Source organism: Halegenticoccus tardaugens (genome assembly GCF_004116405.1).
Taxonomy (GTDB): Archaea; Halobacteriota; Halobacteria; order Halobacteriales; family Haloferacaceae; genus Halegenticoccus; species Halegenticoccus tardaugens.
Genome location: NZ_SDIC01000007.1, coordinates 141,523 through 168,433, shown reverse-complemented (window position 1 = coordinate 168,433; position 26,911 = coordinate 141,523). Strand labels below are relative to the sequence as shown.

At 57.0% G+C, this 26,911-nt stretch carries 20 protein-coding genes and 2 pseudogenes; 12 read left to right on the top strand and 10 right to left on the bottom strand.

The features are described from left to right. Nucleotides 1-29: 29 nt before the first annotated feature. Together C3L37_RS18170 and C3L37_RS18165 are read right to left on the bottom strand one after the other, a co-directional pair. Nucleotides 30-788: a sugar phosphate isomerase/epimerase family protein gene (locus tag C3L37_RS18170; protein ID WP_129115995.1), complete on the bottom strand. Its 759-nt coding sequence runs from the start codon at nucleotides 786-788 to the stop codon at nucleotides 30-32. Between the two features lie 110 nt (nucleotides 789-898). Further along, complete coding sequence (locus C3L37_RS18165; RefSeq protein WP_129115994.1) at nucleotides 899-1,492, bottom strand: NUDIX hydrolase N-terminal domain-containing protein; 594 nt, start codon at nucleotides 1,490-1,492, stop codon at nucleotides 899-901. 142 nt (nucleotides 1,493-1,634) lie between these two features. Here C3L37_RS18165 and C3L37_RS18160 point away from each other — a divergent pair, with 142 nt between their 5' ends. Beyond that, nucleotides 1,635-1,934: a Rid family hydrolase gene (locus tag C3L37_RS18160; protein ID WP_129115993.1), complete on the top strand. Its 300-nt coding sequence runs from the start codon at nucleotides 1,635-1,637 to the stop codon at nucleotides 1,932-1,934. 91 nt (nucleotides 1,935-2,025) lie between these two features. Here C3L37_RS18160 and C3L37_RS18155 read toward each other — a convergent pair whose 3' ends face one another. Beyond that, a complete protein-coding gene (locus C3L37_RS18155; protein ID WP_129115992.1) occupies nucleotides 2,026-2,607 on the bottom strand; it encodes a carboxymuconolactone decarboxylase family protein in 582 nt (193 codons plus the stop codon). A 40-nt stretch (nucleotides 2,608-2,647) separates the two neighbouring features. Here C3L37_RS18155 and C3L37_RS18150 point away from each other — a divergent pair. Further along, nucleotides 2,648-2,872: pseudogene (locus C3L37_RS18150) on the top strand (transposase); the annotation flags it as partial. 304 nt (nucleotides 2,873-3,176) lie between these two features. Here the strand turns inward: C3L37_RS18150 and C3L37_RS18145 are convergent. Further along, on the bottom strand, nucleotides 3,177-3,809 hold the full coding sequence (locus tag C3L37_RS18145) for a LysE family translocator (protein WP_228546334.1): 633 nt from the start codon (nucleotides 3,807-3,809) through the stop codon (nucleotides 3,177-3,179). Between the two features lie 159 nt (nucleotides 3,810-3,968). On the opposite strand from C3L37_RS18145, the pseudogene C3L37_RS25840 reads away from it, so the two are divergent. The 3 genes and pseudogenes from C3L37_RS25840 to C3L37_RS18130 all read left to right on the top strand — a co-directional run bounded on the left by C3L37_RS25840 (nucleotide 3,969) and on the right by C3L37_RS18130 (nucleotide 8,137). After that, a pseudogene (locus C3L37_RS25840) lies at nucleotides 3,969-5,637 on the top strand (transposase). Between the two features lie 1,131 nt (nucleotides 5,638-6,768). After that, nucleotides 6,769-7,680, top strand: a complete 912-nt coding sequence (locus tag C3L37_RS18135; protein WP_129115990.1) for a ParA family protein — start codon at nucleotides 6,769-6,771, stop codon at nucleotides 7,678-7,680. A 16-nt stretch (nucleotides 7,681-7,696) separates the two neighbouring features. Continuing rightward, nucleotides 7,697-8,137, top strand: coding sequence for a hypothetical protein (locus C3L37_RS18130; protein ID WP_129116105.1), 441 nt, complete (start codon nucleotides 7,697-7,699; stop codon nucleotides 8,135-8,137). A gap of 1,371 nt (nucleotides 8,138-9,508) precedes the next feature. Here the strand turns inward: C3L37_RS18130 and C3L37_RS18115 are convergent. Beyond that, nucleotides 9,509-10,747, bottom strand: coding sequence for an orc1/cdc6 family replication initiation protein (locus tag C3L37_RS18115; protein WP_129115989.1), 1,239 nt, complete (start codon nucleotides 10,745-10,747; stop codon nucleotides 9,509-9,511). A 1,723-nt stretch (nucleotides 10,748-12,470) separates the two neighbouring features. Here C3L37_RS18115 and C3L37_RS18110 point away from each other — a divergent pair. Both C3L37_RS18110 and C3L37_RS18100 read left to right on the top strand, forming a co-directional pair. Further along, nucleotides 12,471-13,754, top strand: coding sequence for a Cdc6/Cdc18 family protein (locus C3L37_RS18110; protein WP_228546331.1), 1,284 nt, complete (start codon nucleotides 12,471-12,473; stop codon nucleotides 13,752-13,754). Between the two features lie 548 nt (nucleotides 13,755-14,302). Further along, entirely contained in the window at nucleotides 14,303-15,595 is a 1,293-nt protein-coding gene (locus C3L37_RS18100) for a TIGR00341 family protein (RefSeq protein ID WP_164974801.1), read from the top strand. Nucleotides 15,596-16,084: 489 nt separating this feature from the next. Here C3L37_RS18100 and C3L37_RS18095 read toward each other — a convergent pair whose 3' ends face one another. From C3L37_RS18095 to C3L37_RS18080, 4 genes are all read right to left on the bottom strand, one after another. Further along, on the bottom strand, nucleotides 16,085-16,780 hold the full coding sequence (locus tag C3L37_RS18095) for a helix-turn-helix domain-containing protein (RefSeq protein ID WP_129115986.1): 696 nt from the start codon (nucleotides 16,778-16,780) through the stop codon (nucleotides 16,085-16,087). Between the two features lie 106 nt (nucleotides 16,781-16,886). Further along, nucleotides 16,887-18,197: an MmgE/PrpD family protein gene (locus C3L37_RS18090; protein ID WP_228546353.1), complete on the bottom strand. Its 1,311-nt coding sequence runs from the start codon at nucleotides 18,195-18,197 to the stop codon at nucleotides 16,887-16,889. Beyond that, complete coding sequence (locus tag C3L37_RS18085) at nucleotides 18,197-18,751, bottom strand: Rieske (2Fe-2S) protein (RefSeq protein WP_129115984.1); 555 nt, start codon at nucleotides 18,749-18,751, stop codon at nucleotides 18,197-18,199. Before C3L37_RS18085 ends, C3L37_RS18090 begins: the two co-directional genes overlap by 1 nt. 355 nt (nucleotides 18,752-19,106) lie before the next feature. Further along, nucleotides 19,107-20,222: an amidohydrolase family protein gene (locus tag C3L37_RS18080; protein ID WP_129115983.1), complete on the bottom strand. Its 1,116-nt coding sequence runs from the start codon at nucleotides 20,220-20,222 to the stop codon at nucleotides 19,107-19,109. 244 nt (nucleotides 20,223-20,466) lie between these two features. On the opposite strand from C3L37_RS18080, the gene C3L37_RS18075 reads away from it, so the two are divergent. The 5 genes from C3L37_RS18075 to C3L37_RS18055 all read left to right on the top strand — a co-directional run bounded on the left by C3L37_RS18075 (nucleotide 20,467) and on the right by C3L37_RS18055 (nucleotide 25,225). After that, complete coding sequence (locus C3L37_RS18075) at nucleotides 20,467-21,252, top strand: carbon-nitrogen hydrolase family protein (protein WP_129115982.1); 786 nt, start codon at nucleotides 20,467-20,469, stop codon at nucleotides 21,250-21,252. Nucleotides 21,253-21,767: 515 nt separating this feature from the next. After that, the gene (locus tag C3L37_RS18070) at nucleotides 21,768-22,772 is read left to right on the top strand and encodes a glycine betaine ABC transporter substrate-binding protein (RefSeq protein ID WP_228546330.1); all 1,005 of its coding nucleotides are present in this window, start codon (nucleotides 21,768-21,770) and stop codon (nucleotides 22,770-22,772) included. Next, nucleotides 22,772-23,497: an ABC transporter permease gene (locus C3L37_RS18065; RefSeq protein WP_129115981.1), complete on the top strand. Its 726-nt coding sequence runs from the start codon at nucleotides 22,772-22,774 to the stop codon at nucleotides 23,495-23,497. Before C3L37_RS18070 ends, C3L37_RS18065 begins: the two co-directional genes overlap by 1 nt. A 44-nt stretch (nucleotides 23,498-23,541) precedes the next feature. Continuing rightward, nucleotides 23,542-24,549 (top strand): ABC transporter ATP-binding protein, encoded by a 1,008-nt coding sequence (locus tag C3L37_RS18060; protein ID WP_394345807.1) that lies wholly within the window; start codon nucleotides 23,542-23,544, stop codon nucleotides 24,547-24,549. A gap of 1 nt (nucleotide 24,550) precedes the next feature. After that, nucleotides 24,551-25,225 (top strand): ABC transporter permease, encoded by a 675-nt coding sequence (locus C3L37_RS18055; protein WP_129115979.1) that lies wholly within the window; start codon nucleotides 24,551-24,553, stop codon nucleotides 25,223-25,225. Nucleotides 25,226-26,373: 1,148 nt separating this feature from the next. Here the strand turns inward: C3L37_RS18055 and C3L37_RS18050 are convergent. After that, a complete protein-coding gene (locus C3L37_RS18050; RefSeq protein ID WP_228546329.1) occupies nucleotides 26,374-26,793 on the bottom strand; it encodes a hypothetical protein in 420 nt (139 codons plus the stop codon). Between the last annotated feature and the right edge of the window lie 118 nt (nucleotides 26,794-26,911).

The following is a 26,911-nucleotide window of genomic DNA, read 5'->3' as shown; positions in this document are numbered from 1 at the left end:
TCCGTCGGCCGACTCCGAGCGGAACTCGGTCAGGCCCCGTCGAGGAGTTCTCGGACCCGGTCGGCGCTCGATTCGAGCGTCGCTTCGGGGTCGGTCGTCAGTCCGTTCTCGTGGACGACCCAGTCGACGTCTGTGGAGACGGCGGCGTCGACACAGGCTTCGAGGGCGACGACACCCTCGTCGAGTTCGACGTGGAGCGCATCGTCGTCGCCCGGAACGGTGTCGGTGAGGTGGACAAGCGAGAGACGGTCGGCGTAGCGGTCGAGGTACGTCACTGGGTCGACGCCGCCGTGACGTGCGAGTCCGACGTCGAGCTCCTGACCGAGGCGGTCGTCCGACCGGGTGGCGAAGGCGTCGTAGGCGGTATCGAACGCCACGTCGTCCAGCGCCGCGAACTCGTACGTGTGGTTGTGGTAGTGTGCCTCGAAGCCGTCGTCGGCGAGTCGGGCCGCCAGAGACGACAGGTCGTCGGCCGTCTCGGCGGCCGACGCGGCGGAGTCGAACCCTTCCTCGCCGTACGTGGGGACGACGATTCGGTCACAGTCGAGCGTTCGATACGGTTCGACCGTCGCCTCGTACTCCGTCTGGAGTTTGTCGAGTCCGACGTGTGCGCCGACAGCTACGAGGTCGGTATCGACGAGTACGTCGGCCAATCTCTCAGGCGATTCGTCGCCGAGACCGGCGAATTCGACGCCTTCGTACGTCGTCTCGTCGACGCGGGGGAGGGTTTCCGTCAACGGTTCGTCTAACTCACGAAGTGTATACAACTGAATCGCCGGTCGGACCATCTCTCCGAAAGTTGTGATCCACCCACATAGTCGTTCCGTCCGTTATCGTACCAGACGCCGGTCGCGTCCGTCTCCTGTCCCCGAATCAGTCGTCCGACCCGCTGGTCGTCCTACCGGCTGGACGTCTCTGTTGCCGCGTCGAGCGCGGCTCTGGCGTACGTTTCGTGCGCTTTGTGCCAGACGGGAACGTCGGTTATCTGCCAGTACCCGAGCGCCTCTCCCTCGTGAGAGAGTTCGAGCGACCCACTCTCGACCGCGCAACGGTAGAGTACGTCGACGCGGCCGTGCGGCCCGAACCGCTCGCTCGGCGCATAGTGATAGACGTCGACCAGTTCGATCACCGAGACGTCAAGTCCCGTCTCCTCGCGCGTCTCTCGAACTGCGGCCTCGGCCGGTGATTCGTTCGGGTCGACCCACCCACAGGGAAGACACCACGTCCCGTCATCGGCGCGTCGCATCAGCAGGATGCGGCCCTTCGAGTCGAACACCGCCGCCTCGGCTCCGATTTTCGGCGTTATGTGTCCGAGTTCGGCGGCGAAGCGGTCTCTGACGTCGTCGGACGGGATGTCGAGTGCCTTCCCGTAGTACCGACACGTCAGTTCGAGTATCCGCTCGTACCGCTCCTCGTCGTAGGGGTTGTCGGCGTACTCGAGCCCGTTCTGACTCAGCACGCGCAACTCGTCCAGCAAGCGCATGAGGTCCATCTGTACGTTCGAGCGCGACTTCGAGTGGACGGGTGTTAACTGTCACGGCGGGTGTGCGAGAACGAGGCGGTTCTGGCGAGTGCGATGCGCACGCCGGCGAGAGAAACCACTAAGAGTGCAGCGAGTTTCGTCACCGACGCGCATGGAACAGATACACACGGACGCAGCACCGGCCAGCATCGGTCCGTTCTCGCAAGCGCTTCGAGACAATGACCGTATCTTCGTCTCCGAGCAGGGCCCCGTCGACCCCGACTCCGGCGACGTCGTCAGCGACGACATCGGCGAACAGACCGCACAGACGCTCGACAACATCGCCGCCGTCCTCAAAGCCGCCGGGAGTTCGTGGAACTGTTCCAGTCCCACTACACGAACGTCCGGTGCGAGAAGTCGCTGTCCCGCCAGACGACTACGGGCACTCCCCCCCCACGGTCAGCAGCACTGATCGTCGAGAGCGCGTCGCCTCGCGGTAATCCCACACCGGCCGCGACGTTCGCCTGCCACTTGTGCGAACGCGGGCTCCGATGGTTGTGACGTCAAAGGTTCTCGAGGTCCCAGCCGACGAAATCGGATTCGAGATCGACGTCGAGCGCCTGGAGCACGCGCGCCAGTCCGAGGTAGCACCCGGACAGCATCCCGATGCCGATGATGACCGCTTCGTCATAGTGTTCGGTGAGCCGCTTGTGGGTCTCGTCTGTTACGCGACCGTCGACGAACCGTTCGACGTACGCGTTGATTGCCGCGTGTTCGGGCGGGAGGCGGTCCGTCTCTTCGCGAGAGATGGCGAGGAGCTGCTCCGGTTCCATTCCGGCGTCGAGAGCGACACGGACATGCTGTTGCCACTCGTAGGACGATCCGGCGTGATAGGCGATCGACAGGATGACGACCTCACGATCGTGGGGCGAGAGCCCGCTCTCTCCCCAGGCCACGGAGGCGTACGACCGGAACCCCTCGAGCAAGGGGAGATTCCGACCGATCGCTCGGTAGACGTTCAGAGTGCCACCACACAGCGAGTGCTCTCGTTCGCCCTCCTCCGGGACGTCGTCAGAGAGGGTATCGAGCAGCACCCGCTTGTTGGCCGGTAGGTCCTCTGGATCGACGTACGAGGTTCGAACCATAAGTCGGTATACCGTCCGATTGTAATATACGTGCGGGATCGAACGGACCAAATCTCGATGGTCCACACTGACGAGTTACGCTTTTTCGAAGGACTACCGGGTGCGGCTGTTCTATGATGTGTTCGCAGTGCTGCTCCACATCATCTGGCGGCTCACAGATTTCCTGTTGAAGGCATGTGTCGGCGGTAAGTTGGACTACGCGCCAGTTCTGACAGCTGGTGCGTGTGCCGAATTGGTTTGCTCATCACTGATCCCATCGGATTAGCTCTCTATACCAACTCGGACTGTCTATCGTGGGTTGCAACGCTCTGCGAGATGCCGAATGTTTAGTTTTTGCGCATTTAATGTGTCTTAGCGATTATTTTGGTTTAATCCTGTCGATGTAGTCTATTTTATCCACGTTTATTCGGATATGTCATAAAATATATATCCTCCGAAATTGTGGGGTACTTCGAATTCACGCAAAAGTTGAGACCGGAGTTCTCAATGCATATGGTCATTAGATCGTTCACTGGTCATACTAGTCATTTGCAAAAACTATTTAGGATGGATAGTTGATGTCTCAAAAACTACGATGTGACCCGTCGTTCAAGCGCGAGCTTGAGCCCGAAGCCGATGAGAACGCTTCCGCTTACAGCACGGAGGATCGTCTGCACGAGTTCGCGTTCGGTGATGGCTCGCCGAGCCCGCGCCGAGAAGATTGCTAAAAGTGCTTGATAGCAAAATCCAAGTGTCGCAAAGAGGACTCCGAATGTAAACAGCTGGATAGCAGTCGAACCACTTGGCTGAACGAACTGCGGGAGAAACGCGAGAAAGAATATTGCAACCTTTGGATTCAATACGTTGATCATGAGTGCACTTTTAAACGATTCGTTCGGCGTGAAGCTCGTACTCTCTGGTGTGATCTCGAACTCCTCCGAGCTTCTGAATGTCTGTATGCCAAGGTAGACCAAGTACGCTGCACCGACCAATTTGACGATGGTATATGCAACAGCTGATGTTTTGAGAATAGCTGAGAGCCCGAGAACCGCGGCTGTCGTGTGGACGATGCTTCCAGTTGAGGATCCCAATGCAGCAGTAACGCCGACGGTCCGGCCATCACTTATGCTTCGAGTCAGCGTATAGATGCTGTCAGGCCCCGGTGAGATTATCAGCACCAAGGCGGCTGGGATGAATGCGAGAATGATGTTAAGGTCGAACACGAACCAAAAATCACTGATAAGTGGGATAAAACAACGGGTTGCCGTCATACGTTGCCTCTTTTGTCTATTTAGTTGCAGATTCAACTGTTATATGCCAGTATACTTGATTTTCGTGGACGATTGAACAAATATCATAGAATAAGTCACTAGTATTCAGCAATGCCCTCTACACGAATATCTCGACGCGAGGTTTTCCGAACAATTGCGGTAGCATCCTACTTCGAATGGCCAGCCTACGGTTCACACCACTGTACGACCAGAGTTCACTCGGCGGTCACGAAGAAGACGTTCGAACCGTCGCCAAGGTCTGGTTCGAGCACGATGCTCACGAGTCAGTTGAACACTTTGTGTCTGACATTCCGCTGGCGTACGTCGATTTCCGCCCCCATGATCGGTTCACTGGATCGACACGATACGACATGACCTTGCTGGTGCGGCTGTTTTTGCTCAAAGTACTCCATGGGTGGAATCACGAGACAGCCCTTGTTGAGTTCCTCTACCAGCGCCCGTCACTGTGTTGTCGACTCTATACCAAGTCGGTGCCCGACCAGTCAACGCTATGGCGGAGTTGGCATCGACGGTTCACTACAGATCTTAGAGGCACGATCAAGACGGCTGCGAGGACAATCCTGATCAAGGCCGCTCGAACGGGTGTATCTGTCCCACGAGAGCTACCAGATACGTGTCGTCACCAGCGGAGTGATGAATCGCGACTTGACGAGCAGTCCGTTCTTGAGTGCGCCAGGCAGCTCACGAACCACGTCAGCCAAATCGTTTATCGCGGCTTTTCGTTGGATCGAGGTGAAGGCTGTGAAATTCACGAGCACGCATTCACGGATCTGCAGACCTATCTTGGGTTACGTGAGCGTTTGGCAGCGAATGAGGGTGCTCGAAGCTTCGCCTACGACTCACAGCGAGACCGAACACCGCTGGGACACGCTCATCGCGAGCAGATTCGGGATCTTTCCGTCGAACGGATTCGCGAGATGTATCGCCGGTCCCGTGACCGACTTCTAGACCGGGTGGCTGAAACGACGGTGTTTCATCGAGCGGGAATCGTTGCAATCGACATCATCGAGGCTGATCCATTCACTGGCGACCGTTCTGGTCACGAGGCCGAGATCATCGGCACGAAAGAAGCGAGTGACGAATACGCTTACCAGTGGGCGACGGTGCAGTTGGTCGGCAATGCGGTCCCGCTCGTCCTCGATGCGCGGCCAGTCCGACGGGATGAGTCACGAAAGGGAATCGTCGAGGATCTGCTTGACTCCGTCGAAGACCTCGTTCACGTCGATAACGTGCTGATGGACCGGGAGTTCGACAGCCAGCATATGCTGGAGATGGTCAGCCAGCGCGGGCTCTCGTACGTCGTGCCGAAGAGGATGCGGACGAGTGAGAAAGCCCAGGCCAAGCGGTTGCTCCGGCGTGATCAAGACCGGTACGAGACCGACCGCAGGCTCCATCTCGGCAAGAACGAATGGCACGAGACGACGCTGATCTACCGTCGGAAAGAGGACTTCGCGCACGACGATCACCGGCAGTATTCGGTGTTCATGACGAATCGGGGGAGCGGACATCTCAGGAGTACGGCTACCGGTGGGAAATCGAGAGCGGGTACAGGTCGATAAAGCGGTTCATGGCCGCGACCACGTCGAAGAATTTCGGGCTGCGGTTCTTCTACTTCGCGTTCGCGTGTCTGCTGTACTCGATCTGGCGAGCTGTCGATTTGCTCGTGCAGGTTGAGTTAATCGGTAAGTATGAGCACTCACCGGTGATTACAGCGGACAACACGCTGACGCTGCTGAAGAAGGAGACAAGAATCGGGTAGTGAGGGTACTCTGTTCGGGTTAGCGGGCCGTCTGAGTGGCTACGCTGCTGGAAGTCTCGAACATTCGCCCATATGATTGGTGGTGTAACAAGAATGGTCGTTTGGAGAGCGATCTGAGGTAGTTTCCGCTGACCGAATCGGTCAAATTCACGCATCACAGCCCTGCTAAACCCGCTGTAGTCTCAACTTCCAAATTCATGGATTTAATATATCATTATGTAGTTTATACATGAGTCGAAAGGGGATAGATTGTCTGTAAGCAGCGATATCGTTCAATTCAGCGATTCAAGTATCTACTGTGCGTTACTATGGTAACGCACAGTGAATTCATCTACCTCCACACTGTACCACAACCCAACTCCATGGAACCCACTGATTCCACTGCTACTCCCGGGTCATACCCTCAAAACGGTCATCGACAACTTTCCCGACTCAGGCAACAAAGCGGGATACTACTCCGACGCGCTCGCTCGCGTCCCCACTCAACAGCTGCAGTATCTCCACGAGCGATTTGAGGGTAAGCGGCCGAGTCCGCAGCTCTATCGTCGCTTTTAGTAAGATACCTATAGAGCAGTCATCGAAGGCGTCGACGAGATAGCCGCAGAGCAGGGTAGTAGCGTCCTCGGGTGCTGATGTAAAATTACCGTCTGATTCATGTTCTCGTCGAGTCCGTAGCGAGTTCATGCGAGACTAACTGGACGTAGCCTTCGGAGAGAACACACAGAATCGGGCGGCATATGCGATTCAGAATCTGTCCATTAAAGATATGTGAATCAGAGAATCATGGAATCCAAGAGTAATGGAAATCAAGAAGCCTTGACTCTGTGGCTATTAGATTCTTGATCTCCGAAAGCGATTTGAATACAAGATTCTCGGAATTCTTGAATCATAGAATCATCGAATCTTTGAATTAGTGAACCAAGGAAAATTGTAGTACTGGAATCACTGTATCAGTGATTCAATGAGATAATGAAGCAGTTAATCAGTGAATCCATGAGCCAATGAGGGTTTTTTGAAATCGAATCTTTGCTCTTCGGGTGCCCTATCCCCCCAATTCTAAGTTTCCAGATTAAGACAACACAACCGAACGTCTGACGTAGATTTATGAATCATTGATTCAATGATCGAATTATGACCGAGTCACCTCGTGGCTGGGGCGTCACACCATCGACTGGCATCCCCACGATCGCCTTCGGGAACCAGAAAGGCGGGACCGGGAAGACAACGGCGACGATTAACAGCGCAGCGGCGCTGGCCACTCGCGACCACGATGTTCTTGCGATCGATATGGATCCCCAAGCCGACATGACGAAGGGGCTCGGACTAGGTCCGGGCGACGACAACGACCCGTCAAGTCCGAAAAACGGCCTTCCCAACACACTTGTCACCGATGACGCGAACCTCCTCGACGTTCTCGTCGATAATCCGCGCACGCACGATACCAGACTCTCAGAGATCGTGATTGAGGCCGACGAGTACGACCACCTGCACTTCGATCTGGTTCCCAGTCACAAGGATATGAGCCTTGCGCGAGATTGGATGGACGATGCAAACGCCCGTCTCTCGCTGAAACTCGCCCTCGAGGAGCTGGTTGAAGACGGATACGACTACGATTTCATCTTAATCGACTGTCCTCCGGACCTCTCAGTTCTGACGGACGCGGCGTTCATCGCGGCTCAGAACGTCTTCCTGGCTGCGCAGACTCAAGCAACGTCACGGGATGCGCTGGACGACTTGTGGGACCAACTGGAGTCGATCGAGGACAACCAGCAGATCGAGATTGCAATTGTCGGACTACTGGCGAACATGTACCGGGATGACGGTCAGTCACAAAAGTTCCTCAACGCATTCGACGAGTCCTTCGCGGCGATGGCTCGGATTTTCAAACTCCCGATGCGAGTAGCGATTCAGCGTGCGTGGGATAACGGACGGGACATTTTCGAATGGGAGGACCCGAACGACCAGCAAGTAGAGCGTGACCTCTTCTTGGAAGTTGCAGAGACGATGGAACGGGCGTTCGACAAGACACAGGTGGAGGCGTAAAAGTATGCCTCGGGGAATGGATGAGCGATTCGAGGATCCCTCAGACGAAGGGGAAGACAAGAACGCCAGCACCGAAGAGGAGGCCACGGAGACGTCGGCGGAATCAGAAGCGGAAGGCCGCGATGCTGCAGCGGCTACTGAACATCAGTCGAATCAACAGCGAATCGCATCCACGAGCACCACCGAATCTTCCGCGAGCAGAGCAGGAGTATCAGACGACGAACCGCTGAACATCCGCAAGGATTGGGATTCAGCCACGATATACGTGGAGCCGGAGCAGAGCGAGGACATCGAGATCACATTTACTCGCCTGAAAAAGCGACTGAAACGCGAGGACGTCACGCTGCAGAAGAACAAACACTTCTATCGTGGCATCTTTGAAGTGGCGTTCGGCGAGTACCCAGAGAAAACGAAAGAAAAAATTCGCGAACTCGCAAAGCAAGACGTCGATCAGTGATTCACTGAATCACTGAATCGAGAATGGTATGAGCTAAACGGTAGCGCAGAGCCCCCTTCCTCACCGAGCGCCGATGGCGCGAGGAGGGAGGGGAGGAGCGCGTTTCGCAAAGGGTTAAGCCGGTGTGCCGCCTCTCCTGAGTTACTGCTCTCCCGGCAGAAGTCTGGGTGGGTAGGCGTCGCCAGTAAACCGACGCCTGTGGCGCGAGAGTATCGCGTCCTCTACTCGGGAACTGTGACCGCGAACGTGATGCCACTGGCCTCTCCGTCCCCATCTTGGGGTAGAGCGTGAGAACACCGGGAATGAAATCAGCGGGACAACTTCCGGGTGGGTCCGGTAGGCAGGTCGCAGCAACCACGCCGACCTGTCGTCCACCCGGATGCAGGAAGCCGGGCCGCGTCCATGCATGGGGGTGCAGGGTACACTGTCGGTGCGGTAAAGCCCCACCCTCAAGGAGTGACCGATCGCCGTAAGGCGGGAGGGAGCGAGTAGGGCGGGGTAGTTTACTATCGACACTCCCCTATCCCTTGAAGGCTAAAATAAACCGTCATTCACTATACTATCGAGTCGTTGACGGGGGCCAGGCTGCTCCTCTTGAGCGGAGAACGTGAACCCCATCGAGAGTCAGTTTCGTATACCAATTATCCTGGGAGGTGAGCGCTGCATTCGCAGATTTTGCCCGTCTCGCGATGGTCGAAGAATTGGACCTACTCCAACTTTGGGCAGCAGGTTCCAGCACCAAAGCGGTGAACTACCCTGTCCTACTCGCTCACGGCTTGCGCCGTTCGCTCCGTGAGGGGGGGCTTCCCGCTTCCATAACGCGCTTTGCAGGAACCGAAGTGGTTCCCGTAGGGAGCGCAGTCTCCACAGGCATTGAATCGGAGTGAACCACTTCTACTTTCGTGATACCGCGAGAAAGTCTCACTACGTGCGCGCTATACGTACTAATGCGTATACGTGTTGCAGAACGTGGGCCTGTGGGCCTGCTACCGAACACGTTTGAGAACTGTGCGGGCGTCGCCAGAACGCGGAAGCGTTCTGGCTGCCAACCAGAAGCCTACGGCTTCTGGTGACGTTGACGAGACGCGTAGCGTCTCGTTCGCGCACAAGAGCTTCGCTCTTGTACACGCTGTATCCCCTCCCCGCTCGCGCCTTCGGCGCTCATTGAGGAAGGGGGCAGCGCCTCAATTTAGCTAACAATCAGGTCCGAGACTGGCTGACCGCATTGGATCTTGGTCGTACTCTGTGGATATACGATGAATCCCTCCACACGGAGCTCAAGGATGAATTCAACGACTGGCTTCAAGGATTGCTCGAAATTACACACGAAGAACTCGACAACTGGAACGAGGGATAAGAGGTACTCCTGCGCTACATTGTAGTAAACTCTTCACCGGAGTCAGGAAGGTAATCGATGATACTCCGATGAGCACCGAATTCGCTGATAATCGTTTGTAGCGCATCGACGACAGTCGCGATGTCGCGGTTGAGTTCATGCTCACGGTACGTTCCACCGTCCTGACCACGGTGTTCCATGTGCGAGAGCGTTAGATTGAGAATCTCGAAGTCGGACAGGAAGCTGCGCATCCGGCGGGCAGTACGGGGATCCCGACCCAAGAATTCTGTGAGTTCTTTGTAGCGCTGGTAAACGATCCGCGACCGGGCTGGTGTAGCATCCTCCGCAGCCAGTGTAGTCAGCGCATAGAGTGTGAGTTGCTCGTGTTCGGTGAGGTCGCGCATGATGTCCATGCTCTGCTGTGCTTCAAGTTTCTCCTGGGCACGTTCAACGTGGTCGGTCGTAACTGAATCCGCGTTTTCGGTGCGTGCGAGATCGCCAGCCTTCCGAAGAAGCGTGATTGCTCGTCGGGCGTCTCCACCATCCTGGCGACCGAGGGCAGCACACAACGGAATCACTCCTTCTTCGAGTGCGCTCTGGTGGAATGCGATATCTGCCCGTTGTTCGAGGACCTTTTGAAGCTCTTCCGTGCCGTACGGTGGGAACGAAATCTCGGTTTCACACAGTGATGACTGAACCTTCGCATCGAGTTGCTCTCTGAACGTCGAGTCGTTACTGATTCCGATGAGGCCGAGCTGGATGTTGTCGATGTATCCGTTGTTGTCTGCACGAGTAATCTGGTAGAGGAACGTATCGTCCGTGATATGGTCGATCTCGTCGAGAACAAGGATCACGGTCCCAGAGAGCTTATTGAGTTCATTCCAAAGAAGGCGATAGACTTTGGATTGTGGGTGACCGGTTTCGGCGATATGATGTTCGGGTTCTCGGAGGTTGTTCACCAGACTAATCGCGGCCTGGTAACTCGTACTAAGGCCATCACAATTGACCGAGATGACAGAGAGGTCGACTTCAAAATGTTTCGCTGATTCCTGCAGTTCGTTCAGCAAGAAGTTCGTCACAGCGGTTTTCCCGACGCCGGTCTTGCCGTAGATGAAGATATTGTCGGGGTACTCACCGTTGATGATCGGCTGCAGGGCTGCTTCGTACTCCTCAATCTCGTTATCCCGCCCAACAATATCGTCCGGGACGTATTCGACTTTGAGCGTATTCCGACGCTTGTAGAGCGTGTCGTCAGGCTGGAATCGAGGAGTCATATTGTGCTCGACTGATTCAGGCTAGCCTGATAATTGTTTCGACCGTTGTTTCCGCTATTTCCAGTATAACTACCACAGGGCATTGGTTCCACTATTCGATATTGACCCCGTCGTTTCCAGTGTCAGGTACCCACGACTAAAGTCGTGGGCTCGCTCCGCCGGTGGACCACCCATGGGAGCAATGTAATTGACTGCGAGACTCCGACTCTGCCGTCCAAGGACGGGGGAGCATGGAGCTACCGCTCGCGTTCATCGTCTCGGTCTTCCGGGCCTCCTGACGAGCGACCCAACCCACGAGGAACGCGTCTCTCGGCCGGACGTGGCCACCAGGTCTCCGAAAAACGGATGGAGGGAGCCCAACCGCTTGAGGCTCTGTGGCCCCGTGGTACAATACAGCGTATCCATGCTGGACCTCGGATGCCTCACGAACAGGGCCGACGACCGTCCCACGAAGCGGTTTTCACTCTCACGTCGGGCTGCCCGGAGAGTGTGCCTTTGTCGGACGGGCTTCTCGTTTGGAGCATCCCAATCAGCCGATAGAAAGTTCAACGCGCACGGTAGTAACGCTTCCGGTGCGGTTGGCGGAGTGCCATCGACGGCGGTCCGCTTGCCCATTGTCGTATTTCTCCCACGGCTCAAGCCGTGGGCTTCCTGCTTGAACTACTGTGACCCCACCCCACTATTTCCAGTAAACGCCTCGATTCACGAGTGGTCGAACCCACCCCACCATTTCCAGTAAATCTTGGTGGCTGCAACAGGAGGGGTCACGAGAAGGAAAACCACCAGGTTCCAGTATTACCAGTAAGTGTCTCTTTATATAGTGAACAGACCCCATCGTTTCCAGTATACTCGACAGAAAACAGAATCAGCAGACATCGGAGGGAAACGGTAGACAAGAATGACGCAACACCCCCTCCCCACTATTTCCAGTAAAGCACCACGAAAGAGAATCACATAGCGAAAGACAACTCTAAATATGGGAAAAGTTTATTACAACGGCGTTCGAGCTATTCCGTAGAGTAGCTAAAGCGTAGCCGTTATCAGAGTCAATTCTATCGAAACAAAAAACGCAACAGCTCTATGGACTTCCGTTGCTCGTTTTACTGGAAATAGTGGGGGGAGAGTGGGTGGGTACAATCGCCAACATCCATCGTGTAAGTGTATTAGCGGAAATAGTGGTGTCCGACATACGTCAGATGGGCTGGAGAGGTTAACCAACGTGAGGCGGAATTCCGTTCGTTCGTTGGTTAATCTTCATCCGTAGAAGCAGCCTCCGACTGGCCGAGGTCTCGTTTTCTCCCCTCTCACACAGCGGTTTTCCTGAGTTATCCACGCGAAGGTTGGGGTGGGATGATCCGCACCACCCCCCAGACAGCAGTTTTCCCGAGTTACTCACTGAATTCAACACCATCCATTTCGTGTGGAAGTAGCGCCTATATTATACTAGCCTATAAATGTATTGGTAGTGGTGAATATAGCTGGTTCATGGAAGAAGCAAAAACAAGAGACGTAGAGGTGTCTGACAGCGATTTTCCTGAGTAAAATGTCGTAAATACAACCGTTATTTATATACCACAACCTTCGAGAAGTGGCTTGGCTGGTGAGACTGACGGCTGGAACTCAGGAAAACCGCTGTGTGAGAGGGGCGAGTTCACGGGGACTCAGGAAACTCAGGAAACTCGGGAAAAGATTAATGCCGTTGGACACGGCATTCAATTCTATCATGGACGATGTTGACTCGATCTTCGCGGACGACGTCGAGTTGATCAAGAACGCCGACGTTCTTGAAGAGGATTACACGCCCGAAGAGATTCTCTGCCGGGACGAGGCGCTCAAGCAGTACACCGGTGTTTTCAAACCGATCTACAAGGGTCGCCCGCCGCAGAACGCGTTTCTCTACGGAGATACGGGCGTCGGAAAGACCGCCGCGACGAAGTACCTCCGGGAGAACCTCGAACGCGACATCGAGCGGAAGAACGAAACGCTCCCCGAAGACGAGCAAATCACGCTCAATGTCGTCTGGATCAACTGCGAGAATTTCACCACGGGGGACCACAAGACGTCGTCGTACCAGGTCGCGGTCGGAATCGTGAACCGACTCCGGGACACGGGGAATCGGATCACCGGGACTGGCTACGCCCCGCAGGACGTCTACGACATCATGTACGAGGAACTCGACACCCTCGACGGAACCGTCCTCGTGGTCTTAGACGAGGTCGACAAAATCGGGAACGACGACACGCTCCTCTACGAACTCCCGCGATCCCGTGATATCGGCTACGTCGAAAACGTCCGCGTCGGCGTCATCGGCATCAGTAACGACTACACCTTCCGAAAGAACCTCTCTCCAAAGGTGAAAGACAGCCTCTGCGAGACCGAGATCAAGTTCCCCGCCTACAACGCCGAAGAACTCTCAGAAATCCTCCGCGCCCGCGCGGAGCTAGCTCTCTATGACGACGCCTATACCCAGGAGACGATCTCTCTGTGCTCGGCGCTCGCGTACCAGGAGGCGTCCGGAAGCGCTCGCAGAGCGATTCGACTCCTCCGCCGGGCGGCGGAGATCGCCGAGGAGCACGGCTCGGAGCAGATCGACGAGGGCCACATCCGACAGGCCGACAAGGACCTGGAGTACGGCAACATCGTCGAGTCGATCGTCGACCAGGACGACGAGAAGCTCTACATTCTGAAGGCGCTCGCCCATCTCGACAACGCCGGCCTCACGCCCGCTCGAACGCGGACGATCCACGCCGCGTACGCCCGCGTGGTCCGCGCGTACAACGCCGCGACCGGAAAGGATCCGCTCACGCAACGCGGGATGTTCAACCACCTCTCGAAGCTGGTGATGTTCGGCTTCGTGAACACCATCGACCACAACAAGGGCGTCGGCGGCGGACAGTGGAACGAACACGAGTTCAGCGACGACGTCGACTCCCAGAAGGTGAAGGATGCGTTCGAGGATCGGAACCTCGAGTGGATAACGATCGACCTGCGAGGAGTCGAAGAGTAACTCAGGGAAAATCGAGGTGTAACTCAGGAAAACCGCTGTGGGGTGAGGTCGATGGATCGTTTGTTTTTAATCTCGAGGACATTCTCAGCACCATTCCAATCGATCGCTTTTTCAACGCCCACGGCGTCGGCAAACTCTGCAAGCAATTATGTCGTTATCCAAATACCATTATGGAAGCAATTGAGCACAAGGTTCTCATCGGGTGAGTGGTTGTTCCCGTCTTCGTTCGCGTACGGGATCGTTATCACTGGAAGGTTCAGGCCACACTCAAAGACGGCCGTTGGAAGTGACCCACCGAGTGTCGGCTTGAGGATGGGTTCGGGTCCCCAGGCATCGGCGACGGCAGCTATTACGAAGTCAGCCGATCTGTAAAAACGAGTACGTATTTTTCACCTCGCGTTGATCGCGTAGTATGACAGTTGATACCGTCATCCACAACGCAAGGATCGTAGATGGGGCTGGGGCGCCGTGGTATCGCGGTCTCAACTGGCGTTTGAATGACTACTGGCCAAACGATCTATACAACTGAAGGGTCTTTTCAGATAGAGATGAGAATTGTCCGGACACTCATTCAGGCGGATGAGAAAGAGCACGTATTTCAAATCTTAGACGAGGAGGATATCGATTATATCGCCTCAGAAGACATCAGCGATAGCGAAAATGGAATCGTTGTCGAATTCCCAGTTCCAGAGCAAGCGCTTGAAGTAGTTTTAGAGAAATTCAACGAAAACGGATACGGCGAACACAGATACACCGTGGTCGCTGACGCGACGTCTGCGCTTTCGCAGAATATAGAGGATGTCGAAGATCGATTCATTGTCGGAGAGGAGCAAGACGACAGTATCGCCAGTGAAGAACTCCGGTCAAAGGCGCTTGAACTCCTCCCGAACGCCTTTACATACTATCTCATGACATTTTTAAGCGCAGTAGTCGCGACCGCTGGTCTTCTTCTTGACTCTCCGGCATTGGTCGTTGGCTCAATGGTCATTGCACCATTAGTCGGGTCAGCTCTCACAGCAAGTGTTGGAACAGTACTGAGTAATCGACAAATGATTCAAAATGGGATACAGACGCAAGCCTATGGGCTGGGCATCGCCATTATTGGCGGACTGGCTTTCAGTTTGTTCCTAAAATATGGACAATTTTTCCCTTCGTCATTGCACCCTGCAGCGATCAACCAAATTGCACAGCGTATCTCTCCTGGTCTCCTTTCGGTTATTATTGGGGTCTGTGCTGGTGCTGCAGGCGCAGTTGGCCTTGCCACTGGTATTTCAGTAGCTCTCGTCGGTGTGATGATTGCTGCAGCGCTTATTCCGGCGGCTGCCGCTGTCGGAATTGGTATTGCATGGAACATTCCGGCAATCGCACTCGGAGCGTTTATTCTTCTTGTTGTTAATGCAGTTTCAATTCATGTCGCGGGGGTTGTGGTATTTTGGGCATTAGGCTATAGACCTGAAAAATGGGTGAAATCCAACGTACGGGCAAACCTCTCCGTCGATCGTCTTGGCCCCTCGCTGGGTGTTGCAATTTTTCTCGGAGTCTTACTGCTTACCGCAGGAAGTGCGGTCGGGACTCACGTTTCCTTCGAGCAGTCCGTTAATACTGCTGTTGAGAATGTTCTCAGTCAGGAACAATACCGTGATCTCGAATTGATAGAAATCCAGACGGAATTTAATGAAGGACCAATGTTCGACCAATCTCAAGACGTGACTGTGGTCGTAGAACGACCATCAAATAAGGAGTATCCAACCGTCGCCACTCAACTGAAACGACAGATTACAGCAAAAACAGATCATGGCGTCACCGTGAATGTTGAATTTGTTGAACACCAAACAGCGTGATCGGCCACTGTCTAGATAATCTTGAAGCGACTCTACTGATAAGCAAGGCGAGTGCCTCGGGGCTTGATCCTGAGGGTGAAGCCGACACAGAGTTTATATAACCACTTGGTTCGACGCAGTTGATACAGTCAGAGAACCTCAAAGACGGGGTAAAGACCTTAATCCAATGCTGACTGAGCAAACTATGGAAATGTGGTGTCTCTCAAACCCCGCGTCAGAGACGTGGTGAGACGGACACTATCGGGTCGTGGTGGAGCGACCGACCCTCACGGACGCACCGAGCGTTCGGGTGTTGATTCCAGCCGATCTCATCCGGGGAAGGTCGAGGGGAATTACATTTGCCTGCGGGTGCGGTGCATACCCTAACCGGTGAAGCCTCGGGGCTTAACCCCGAGGTACTTCACTTGGGGCAGATGTCTTTGAGTGGAGGCGCACCCTATCAGTGTGCGCTGACGTCAAGGACGCTGAATCGCCGTCTTCGATTTACTTTCAATCGCCATTCGCGGCGAGATTAATGTACGGAAGCAGAACCTGGATAAGTTTCCGTTCGGCCTTTCGCAGGTGATTCGAGGCGGTCGTTTTCGTGATATCCATCTCGTCGGCGAGGTCTTCGAGCGTGACCTGCCGCGGAATCTCGAAGTACCCACGTTCGGCCGCCACGTTCAGGAACTCGCGTTGGCGAGGCGGAATCGAAGAGAGGAGTTCCTGCCACTCGGCCCGACTCGGCATCACCTCGCGACGGAAATCCTCCGTGATCCGCTCGACGGTGACGTCGCCGAACTCGTCGAGGAGGTCGATGGCTCTCGAAAGTTCACTCCGATCATTCAGCAGGAGATCGAAACACTCGCGTCCGTCAACCAGCTCCGTCGGCCCGATCGGAAGGTACCCCTCGTACATGATCGCCTGCATCGGCGTCACCTCGGTGAGTCGGCCGCGGAGGAGAAAGGTCGCCGCACAACGGCCCTCGTGCGTCTCGTACCGTTCGACGAGGTCGACCGTCTCGACCGTCTTGTGTTCTCGAACGACGTCAAGGACGGTCTCACAGTCTCCGGTCTCCACCGCCAACATTCCAATGTAGCGGTTGTTTCGGAACGTGGATGCGACGAACTCGCCAAAGACGTCGTGATCGGCGAGTTCGGACGTCCAGTCGCCGTCGTACTGGACGCACACCTTCGTTGTGAGCATCGTTCGGGGGGATGCCAACCAGCCGTATAAAAACTCTGTGTTGATACACCACGTCGCACTGGTCGTCGGACGCGGATGGGTATCACTTGGCCGCGAGCGACTCGCGTCAGGATCGCCAGGAGTTAGTCAGTGACGCGACCGATCGCCGTCCGTCGTCCAGCCGCATCTCAAGGCGGTCAATCACCGTCATCGGTAGTGTCGGCGAGACGAGCCGCCGAGCTTTCTCCAGTCGCGCGGCGTCCGAGAGTGGATCGTCGCGTGCCCCGCGCGCCTTGGTAACCCCCGATTCGTACGTGGCCTCTGTGGTTTCGATCTCGACGCGGGCGAGACACTCGTGGGGGAATGCTGCGTCGAGCGCTTCGTCGACGAGTAGCTCGACACGTTCAGCTGTATCGAGTACTTCGGGGTCCGATTGACCCTCTGCAGCGTGCTCTGCCTGGGTGAATTGGCCGCGAACGAGCGCTGCGGTAACGGGATAAGGGTACGAGTACTGTGCATCTTCTGGACTCGTCGGGGCGCACGTCTGTAGATAAGTTACTTCCTCGAACGTCGCGACTCGAATCCGTTCGACCGAGCCTGGATCGAGTTCGTTCTGCGACACGAGGCCTAAGACGGCTTCAACACCGGGCTGTGCCCACCGACAGCACGGGTGTGGTTTGAGGTACCCCCGAGTGACGTGAAACGGACCGTCGAGAGAGTGGCGATCGTTGATGTCGTCGAAGTTCGTTCCGGAACCGGTGAAGCCCGACGCGGCGAGATCTGCAGCAACGACACCGGCGTAGCTTCCCCACCCGATTCCGTCTTTCGTCATGCCGGGACGTTCGACGCCGCGCATGATCGGCGTCCGAGGAGCGTGATATTCCGCAACACCGAGCGCGTGGGCTGTCTGTTCTTCAGAGAGGCCGTTCAGGCGAGCCGCGGCCGCCGCGGCTCCGAGTGCACCCCACGATCCTGTCCCCGTGTAGACACCGTCGAGCTCGTGAATTGCGAGTCCGGCTCGAACGGCGAGTTCGTAGCCGATGTAGACGGCGTCGAGGAAGTCCCGTATCGTGGCGTCCGCCACCTCGGCGGTAGCCATCGCCGCCGGGATGACGACGGCTGCAGGGTGTCCTTTCACCTCACGGTGGCCGTCGTCGACGTCCAGAGCGTTCGCAGCTGTCGCGTTTGCAAGGGTCGCCCCCGCCACGGTCAGCGCGGTCCCAGTTCCGTCTAACAACGTCGCCCCGCGCGAAGCATCCGACTCGGCGTGTCGCTCGATCGCGTAGTCGCGAACGATGTCCACCCCCTCCTGTCTGAAGCCCGCGGTGATCGCGGCGAGCGTGTCGAGCACGCGGATCTTCACGTGCCGTTCGACGTCTGCCGGTGCGTCTCGGATGGTGGCCGAGCGAGCGAATTCGACCGCGCGGTCGGTGTCTATTAGAGATAAACTACGACAAATTCGTCCTCGACCGTGACGTCGTACGTGTCGACCGGCGGCTCCTCACTAGCGAGCCCGACGCCGCAATCACACCCGGATCCGGCGGGCACCTTCGCGTTCGCGACTCCGCTACCTGTCGCGGTTCCGGCGGTGACGTCATTTTCGCTCGGCCCATCCGCGGTCTCGTGCGCATCTGCCTGCTCACTCAACGCTTCGACGGTGGTATCGAATGACCGGGCGCGTACTTTGTGCGGGTTGAAGACGGAGCGTCCAGTTTCGATGTCAAACTCCCAGCCGTGCCACGGGCAGCGGAGAATATGGCCGTCGTCCTCCCAGTTGACTTCATCTGGTACCGTCGCGGTTGTCGTTCCGGTCACCTTTCCCTGACAGAGCGGCGCGCGCTGGTGAGGGCAGTCGTTTTTCAGGGCGTAGTACTCACCGTCGACGTTGAACACGCCGATCGAATAGCCGTTTAGTTCGACGATGGTGCGCTCACCCGGTGAGAGGTCTTCCGCCGGGCAGATTTCGAATCTGTTTTCGCTTCGGTTGGTCATCGATTGACCTCCTGCCGCGCCTGAAGACGCGGGAATCCGACCATCGGATTCGGGCGGTCGACGCCCTTCGGTTCCAACCCGCACTCGGAGGGAACTGGCGACACGCCGGGGGAACTCTCGGTTGTCTCCCTCGGAGGGCTGTGGCCCGGCCACTGAGGCCCCATCGGATTCCATGTCATCGCCGTGCGAACCACCGCTGGTTCGCCGCCCCGTGTGGTTCGGAGACGGCATCTCACCGAATCCGTAGCGTCCGTGCCAATGAGGGCCACAGGCTTAACCGTTCTGTGGCAACCAAACTGAGTGTCGCTCGATCTCCGCCTGAAGACGGAGGTATGCACTTGAATCTCTATCACGCTCACGTAGTTGGAAGTTGACTCGGATCGTTCGGGAGGCCGTACAGTTCCTGCGCGTTGCGCGCCATGACGCCCTGCTCCATCTCCTCGGGCATCGGTGGGAGCGCGTACAGCGGCGAGTCCGTATCCCAGTGGGGGTAGTCGCTCGCGAACATCACCGTCTCTGCGGCGTCCATCATCTCTAGGATCTGCAGAAGCTGGTTTGGATCGTCCGGCTCCTCGATCGGTTGTGTGGTGAACCGGACCTGGTCTTTGACGTACTCGCTCGGTAACTTCTGGAGATAGGGAACCTGCGCGCGAAGCGCCTTCCAGTCTTTGTCCATCCGCCAGAGGAAGTGGGGGACCCAACTGAGGCCGCCCTCGATGACAACGAACGTGAGGTCGGGAAACTTCGCGACCACGCCCTCGGCGATGAGGCTGACGAGTTGGCCCATTGCGTAGGTGCCCAAGAGCGTGTGCCACTCGAAGTACGTGCTCGGATGCCCGGCCCCCGTGGGCGGACGCGTCACACCGTGGCCCTCCGTGTAGGGATGCATCGCGATCGGCAGCCCCATCTCTTCGGCTGCCTCATACATCGGCCAGTAGTACTCGTGTCCGTAGGGGAGCTGCGCCGCCATCGGCATGACGACCTGGACAACACGCGGGTGAGCGCCCAGCTCACGAATCATCTCGGCCATCCGATCGGGCTTCTGCGGGGCCGCTAGCAGCGAGCCGACGAACGGCCCGCCCTCCGACAGCCAGGTATCGATAACCCACTTGTTGTTCGCGACCGCGAGTTCGGCCGCGTAATCGCGGTTCGGCAGCGCTGTGAGGTTGAGATACGAGTTGCCCGTTAGAATCGCATAATCGACTCCGAACTCGTCGAGATGATGGTCTCGCATCTTCTCAACATCAGAGCCGGCGGGACTCCCGTCGTCCGGGATGGCGTCGCGTCGCGAGAATTCCGCGACGTTGTCGTAGAGGATCTCGGGTGCTTGCACGCCGCGGTCTTTGTACCGCTCGGGAAGGTACTGGGCGACTTCCTCTGGGTCCTTCCACTTCTGGTGGATGTCGCAGTCGATTAGGGTCGGCTTCGTCTCGTCCGACGCGGGTGGGGGCTGGGCTTGTCGTCTCGACATCGGCTGTGAAGAATAGAAACGAGTCGTTCGGTTATACTTCAGGGCGAACTTGTAGCGCGTATATATGTGGTAGCCGATTTCGGTCGCCCCTTTCTATCTGGATCGATCCGAGTCCGTAAAGAGCTGAGCCGATGATATTCTCAATCACCGGTGAAAAAGGAAGAGAAATGTTGGTGTCAAAAGCTACCGTCGTGCCACTTGGAATGCCCACTATGCAATCTGCGCGAACCCGAGCGAGGCGACTATGAGTGGTCACCGCGTCGCAGCCTGTCAATTCGAACCGACGGTGGGCGATCCGGAGGCGAATCTTAAACAGATTCGAGAGAGATTGCGCGCACTGCCGACTGCAACCGCCGTCGCCGTCTTTCCGGAGCTGTGCGTGACAGGCTACGATCTAGATGTCGTGTCGGCGACGAAGACGCAGGTTCCTGGGCCTCTCACGGACCAAATTGTTGCGATTGCCGATGAGACGGAGATTGATTTGGTCGTCGGCCTCCCAGAGAAAAATGAGCCGACCATCTATAACTCACTGTGCTACATTTCGTCGTCCGGTGTTGAGGCGACCTATCGAAAGCGCCGACTCTGGGGAGCGGAAGCAGAATCGTTCGTCGCCGGAACCGAACCGGTCACCGTCGAGACATCGGTCGGCCGACTCGGACTATTGCTCTGTTACGATCTGAACTTCCCCGAACTCGCGCAGGCGTACGCGGTAGAAGACTGTGACTTGATCGCCGTGAGTGCCGCGTGGCGACGCGCTTTCGAGCGCGACTGGCGATTACTCTGTCGCGCCCGCGCGCTCGATCAGACCTGTTACGTTATCGGTGTGAACCACAGCGGCTCGCAGTCGGGGCGCCAACACGCAGGTGAGAGCCTCATTGCGGGTCCTCGCGGGGACATCGTCGCCAAGACCACCGCTGGTTGCCCCGTCGCGTCCGTAGAAATCGACTCGGACGCGCTGGTGATGGCGCGAGAACTGAATCCAGTTCGAGGGACGCGCAGGGCTGACGAAGACGCCGAGGGGTGGTACTGAGCCACGTGTGACGGCCTCGACGGTACTCCTCGCAGTGAACAGTACTGCCTGCGGTGAGACACGAGACGATACTGACATGGATCAAGCGGAAGCGCACGACTGTAGTCGTGGGTCTACACGATAGGCACGGCCCCTCTACCGCAAGATTTCGGCCGTCTGGGATCGTGCCGGTAGATAACTCTACAGGGAAAAACTGGGGTTGGATTGGGGCCCCCATCACCAACAAGCAACCCTGCCCAACCGAGTCGGGTCGATGACACCGCCAATAGGGTGTTAGCGGGGCAGTCCGCATCCGCGCGGACTGGCGTCACCATGCGCTCACCGCCCCGACGCACCGCCTACAAACCGTGACCGACCACCACGGTCGGGAAGGTGCCTCCGTCGGGGTGGTCTGCATGACAGACCCCGAGCGCGAGGAATCCCACGACTTCAGTCGTGCGGAGGATGTCAAGAGCACCGTCTGCAGACTGGCTCGTCGAGAAATGTGGTGACTTTCATAATGTGGCTTATAAATGATGTACTATTTTGGGTCAATCATTAGGGTCCTCATTCCAGAAAGACTGGGTATGCCAAGTCCAGACACACGGCGAGCGTTCCTCAAGAGAGGAGGGGGGCTCGCCGCAGCGGGAGGCATCGGTGGGACGACCGGCTGTCTCACCCTCTCCACTCAGTTGCGCAGTGATTCGGTCAAAGTCGGATCGAAACGATTCACTGAACAGGAGATTCTCGGCTACATTGCATACGAAGCGCTGTCGGCGAACACCGACGTCAACGTCAGCGATCAGATCGCGTTGGGCGGAACGACGACGAATTTCAAGGCGCTCCAATCGGGGGAAATACACCTCTACTGGGAGTACACGGGCACGGCTTGGCTAACGCTCCCGCCACAGCACGAGACGGTTATCACGGATTCGCAGAAGCTCTATCAGAAAGTCAAAACGGAGTTCGAGCAAGCGCACGACCTCACGTTCCTCGATCGAGCACCCCTCAACAACACGTACGTCATTATGGCGCATCCCGACTGGGTCGAGAAGACGGGCGTCGAGACGTTATCCGGGTTTGCGACGTATCTCAAGGAGGGACGCAAGAACCCGACCGTCGCGCTGAACGCAGAGTTCCAGAGTCGTTCGGACGGGTGGCCGGGACTCGCCAACCATTACGGGTTCAGCGACGCTGCGAAGGACCTCGAGATAAAGAACATCGAATCCGGGCTGTTATACCAGGTCGTCGGCAATGGCGCCGCCGACATCGGCGTCGGGTTCAACACCGACCCGCGGATTCTGCAGTTCGACCTGGTTGTCCTCGAAGACGAGAAGAAGTTCTTCCCCGTGTACAACGGGGCGCCGATGGTCCGGATGTCGACGCTAGAAGAGAACCCGTCGATTCGAGAGCCGCTAAACCGAGTCAGCAAGGAGCTCACGACCGAGAACATGCGTAAGCTCAACCGGCGGGTCGCGCTCGACAAGGTGAACTCACAGACGGTCGCGAAGGATCACCTCGAACAGACAGGGGCAATCTAATGGCCTCCCCGATTTCTTCGCAGGCGCTCGTACTCGGCGTGGTGGACGGCTTTGTGGAATATTCCTTCAAGAACGACCAGCTCCTCTGGGAGCTCTTGCTCAACCACATACTCGTCGTCGTCGACGCCGTGTGGCTCGCACTCGTGATCGGTGTCCCGCTTGGCGTGCTCTGCACCTATAACGATCGACTCGGAACGGCCATCCTCTGGACCGCTGGCATGCTGATGACCGTCCCGAGTATCGCGCTGTTTGGGCTCCTCATTCCCTTTGTTGGCATCGGCGAGATCCCGGTCGTCATCGCACTTGTCCTCTATGCGCAGTTACCGATCGTCAGGAATACCTACCTTGGACTCACGCAGGTCAGCTCGGCGACCATCGAAGCTGGGCGTGGGATGGGAATGACGCAGCGACAGCGACTCTGGCGGCTCCAGTTCCCGCAGGCGATCCCCGTCATCATGGCGGGTGTCCGTAACGCCGTCGTTCTACTGGTCGGTATCGCCGCCATCGGGGCGTTCATCGGGGCGAACAACCTCGGCGACCCGATCTTCAACGGCATCAGCGAGGCCTACCCGGCCGCGATCGTCGTGTCGACAATACTCGTCTCGCTGCTTGCACTGGCATTCGACTACGGCTTCCGGGTCCTTGAACAGCTTTTCCGGCTACAGAACGGCGAAGACGTCGAACTTACCCTCCTCACGCGACTCGTTCAGGGGTCGATAGCATGACCGACACGAACACCATATCCACGGTGCAAGGCGCATCGACCACGATGATCGAATTCGAGAACGTTACCAAGATCTACGACGACCAGACGGTGGCGATCGAAGACGTCACCTTCTCGGTCGAGCGCGGCACGACGACAGTTTTGGTCGGCCCCTCCGGCTGCGGGAAGACGACGACGATGACGCTCGTCAACCGAATGCAGAACGCCAGCGAAGGGACTGTCTACTACGACGGGACCGACGTCCAAGAGCTCGACAAAGTCGAACTCCGACGGAACATCGGATATGTCATCCAAGAGATCGGCCTCTTCGACCACATGACCGTCGGTGAGAACGTCGCAACCGTCCCGGAGCTGCGCGGGTGGGATCCAGAGCGCATCGACGCCCGCGTCGACGAACTCCTAGACCTGATGAGTCTCCCTGCAGAGACCTACCGCGATCAGTACCCTAGAGAGCTCTCCGGTGGTCAACAGCAGCGCGTCGGCGTCGCCAGAGCGCTTGCGGCGGACCCAGACGTCATCCTGATGGACGAGCCGTTTGGGGCACTCGACCCGATAACGCGGACCGAACTGCAAGACGAGTTCCTACAAATCCAAGAGCGGATCGACACGACGATCCTGTTCGTTACGCACGACATCAATGAAGCGCTGAAGATGGGCGACAAAATCGCCATCTTCGACGTCGGCGAACTCGTCCAATACGGGACACCACGGGAGATTCTCACAAACCCGAACAGCGAGTTTGTCGCGGAGTTCATTGGTGACGACCGCACACTCAAGGAACTCCAGATTACGCCAGTGATGGATGTCATGCAGGCGAGAGCAGCCGACGAGGGACAGCAAGTCGCCGCCGTCGACGGGGGTGGGGCCGACGGTGCTGCACTTGGGAGCGATGACAAAGCGCGCGTCGCTCCGACAGACACCGTTGACGTCGCGCTCTCAAAGATGATTCAGACCGACACCGAACAGGTCGCGGTCGTCGAGGGCAGCAACATGGTCGGCGTCCTCACGGAAGCCGACATCCGCGCACACCAGGCTGCGAAGGAGCGTGTCTAACATGAACGTGCTCGGTCCGTTCGGTGCCGCGTACCGGTACCTTGGTACGCACTTCGACGAGTTTCTGAACCTCCTTGTCGAGCACCTGACGCTCGTGTTGGTCGCGGTCGGATTGGCGATCGTCGTCGCCGTTCCCTTGGGCATCCTTGCAACGCGGAACGAGCGAGCCAAGAACGTGGTGATAGGCTTCGGAAACGTCTCACAGACGATTCCGACGCTCGCCATTATCGCGCTCGTGTTTCCACTTCTCGGTCTTGGGTTCCTTCCAGCCCTTGTCGGCCTCTTCACCTACGCGCTGCTCCCCATCTTGACGAACACGGTCGCCGGCCTCGAGAACGTCGACGAGAGTACGGTCGAGGCAGCGCGCGGTATGGGGATGACCGACACACAGATCCTCCGGCAGATACAGCTCCCGCTGGCGCTGCCGGTCATCTTCGCGGGGATTCGAACGAGCGCGGTTCTCAGCGTCGGGACGGCGTATCTCGCCTTCTTCATCGGTGGTGGCGGACTCGGCGTCTGGGTCATCACGGGGATTTCGTTATTCGACACCGCCCAACTCCTTGCTGGCGCGGTTCCGGGAGCATTGTTGGCGATCGGTCTTGACTCGCTGTTCGCGCTCGCAGAGAAGCACCTGAGCACTGAGCGGCACAGTCAGCAGTCGTCGGCAGTCAACTAATCGAAACTAAGTGAATGGTTCGGGCCGGTGCCATTTCGGGAGCAATCACTTCCGGCTATCCCACGAAGCGACAACAGAGCACCGTTGTGGGTTAGCCCTGAGTATCACCTTAACCGCTTCCACGTAGCTCATGAAAAGCGGGGGGCGACACGTCCCTGTTAGCGTCGGTAATCCGTGCACCGAGCTTCTCTCGCGATTCTCATCCAACCTTTTTGCCGTTGGGAACACAAGTAGAGCGCGTGTACGACGATATTTTAGTGCCGACAGACGAGTGATTGAGCGTCTCCTCACCCTCCATCCATGGGTCAAAAGCTACCGCTCCGGTGCTGGAGACATATCCGCAGCCATGTAACGGGATGACAATTCCGAGTGCGATTGCCCGGTGAGGAACTGGCGACGTGACAATGCGACTGTGGTGGTCTCTTCGGGTTGTCCTCGCAGTTCCTCAAACATGTTCTATGAATAGCTATACCTACCGTGCCCTTTATTATCTTTTCTGATACTACACAAGTGCTCACGTAGGTAATTATGAGAGCATAATGTAAAATCATTTATCTAAAAATTTAATTGATAAATATAGATAATACGATCTTTCCTTTCAGTGATCTCTTAGACTATACTCTGGACAGTAGGTGATTTACACATTTGGCACGACACTCTCGCCATATGCACCTCTGTTGACCTCCTCTCACGACTACAGTCGTGGGATTCCCACGAGCGAACCCCGTCTGGGGTGAGCGAAGTAGGGTAGTTTACCTGAATTGCAGGCGGGTAAGGCGCCTTCCTCACTGAGCGCCGACGGCGCGAGGAGGGAGGGGATACGCCCGCCGTCATCGTCTTTCTGACGTGTGCGATAGCGTGATGTACTATCTCACCGTAGTGGTTTTCGTGCGTAATAGTAGAACGGGTTGGAACCCCCAACCCGTTCGACGCACTGCGCAGTGCGGTCAGATAGGCATGGGACGGGCCGAATCCACACCTCCGGAGACTGCGACCGCTGTGGATTCCGTGTGAATCTGCACGTCGCGTCACTGAACGAGGAAGCCCCCACCTCACCACGCGAAGGGTGAGTAATCCCGAGTGCGGTAGGTGAGGGTAGTTCACAACTGCTAATCCCTCCGATAACCGCGAATTGAGAGCTGTCGCCGTCAGCCGGTAGGCTGGAACCAATCGGTTATAGCGGCCCATAACACGACGAGATCGAGAATCATGGGCAGCACCTTCGTGGCTCCGAAGAATCCCACCATCAGTAAGAGCGACAAGATAGCTCCTCCTCCAGCCAGCACCCTCCACCAGCTGAACGGAACCCAGATTCCAACCACTGCTAGGGCTGCAAAGAAAAAGAACGTCGCCGCGAACCCGGCGAGGAATATCCCCGAGAGCGGTATGCCAGAAGCCACCGTGACCTGGCCCAGCAGCCCACTGTCACCGCCGCTCCAAGGCCAGACCCACCGCAAGAGGCCGCCAAACTCTCCTTGAGACTTTCTGTCCAAGGGTACGTAGTACGAAGCCGCGAAGTGGGCCTGTAATATTAGAAGCGCCGTGAAGAGCCATTTTCCCGCCGCCATACCCACATGTTTGCCGTCAGACTACAAATTTCTACCTGCGCTGGCACAACAGCACCACTGCGATGATCAGTCCGAACACCGCTTTTCAGGTCGTGTCGTCGGTTGTTGTCGTTTTAGC